The sequence below is a fragment of the Glaciecola sp. 1036 genome (genome assembly GCF_050306235.1).
Taxonomy (GTDB): Bacteria; Pseudomonadota; Gammaproteobacteria; order Enterobacterales; family Alteromonadaceae; genus Glaciecola.
The window spans coordinates 1-1,391 of sequence record NZ_JBLWFH010000031.1; the positions used below are offsets into that span (position 1 = coordinate 1).

Genomic DNA, 1,391 nt, shown 5'->3' on the forward strand with positions numbered 1-1,391 from the left:
GGTCGTGGCCTGCGCCGATGTATGGACTCCCTCCCTTAGAGGGAGTAGCGTAATAAGCGACAAAACCTTTACCTTGGAGTCCATACATGAATCATCATAACCTCATTGCTATTGATATCGCAAAATCTTCATTCCATGCCGTCCGGTTAATTAATAATAAGGTGACAACGGATAAAGCTTTTAATAGGCAGCAACTGAAAACATGGTTAGCCAAGCAAACTAAAGCGCATGTGGTCATTGAAGCTTGTGGCTCTGCGCATTATTGGGCTCGATACGTTAGGCAATATGGTCACAGCGCGCAACTAATTACCCCTAAGCATGTTTCAGCCTTCCGGCAAGGACATAAAACCGATAAGAACGACGCATTGGCTATTGCCGTTGCCAGTTCATCTCCAAACATCAAGAGCGTAGCGATTAAAACCGTTGACCAACAAGCGCTTCAGTCTATCGAGCGTATCCGTCAGCATCTCATCGATAACCAAACCGCTGTCAGTAATATGATAAGAGGATTGCTTTATGAGTTTGGGATAGTGATTAGCAAAGGCATTAGTGCGTTCAAACGAGATATTCCTGACATCCTAGAAGATGCTGAGAATGGGCTGCCAAATATACTTAGACCGCAAATTTTTGATATGTACCAGTCTTACCTTGACGCTGAGCAACATCTGGCAAGTGTAGAGAAAAAGCTTTCTCAGTCAATTAAACAAAATGAACAGTGTCAGCAACTTATGGCCTTAGAAGGCATTGGTCCTATCAACGCGTTAAATCTTATCTTAGCACTGGGCAGCAAAGGCGCTAGCTTTAAAAATGGTCGAGAAGCATCAGCTTGTATCGGCTTAACACCAAAACAATACTCCACGGGTGGTGTTGTGGTGCTAGGAAGCATAGGAAAAAAAAGCGGAAATAAACGCTTGCGTTCGACGCTTATTCAAGGGGCATTAGCGGTCGTCAAAGTCGTTGAAAAGCGAATACCTAGGAATGCAAAAGAAGTGTGGTTGAAAGGGCTCATTGAACGAGCCGGAAAACGAAGAGCAGCAGTAGCACTCGCTAATAAGACGATAAGAACCGCATGGGCAATACTCAAACATGGTGAAGACTATCGAGCTCCCAATGCAACTTAAAAAGACGGGCAAAAGCAGCCACTATTAGTTTAATTTCAAATCAAAGATATGCGGACAGTAAATAGGTAAGACCGACCTTCGAGAGCCTGATCATCGTGGAGGTATGAACTATACCGTTGCGTCGGGGAGGCACGAAGGAGCGAATACATCCGGGGCCAGAGCTCGCAACTCACCAAGAGTCCGAATATACGCATGCATTCTTCCTAAAAATGTCCAAATAATCCTTGATCTGAAAAGGGAGTCCATATACACGATGACGATTCTTCGTAG

1 protein-coding gene is annotated in these 1,391 nt (G+C 44.5%); it reads left to right on the plus strand.

Going from position 1 to position 1,391, the window contains the following annotated elements; genetic code table 11:
* Positions 1-86: 86 nt before the first annotated feature.
* Positions 87-1,121, plus strand: a complete 1,035-nt coding sequence (locus ACNKW3_RS19775) for an IS110 family transposase (RefSeq protein WP_427401057.1) — start codon at positions 87-89, stop codon at positions 1,119-1,121.
* Positions 1,122-1,391 lie beyond the last annotated feature (270 nt).

Coding starts and splice junctions, on each gene's coding strand:
- ACNKW3_RS19775 (WP_427401057.1), top strand. CDS start 87: ATGAATCATCATAACCTCATTGCTATTGATATCGCAAAATCTTCATTC.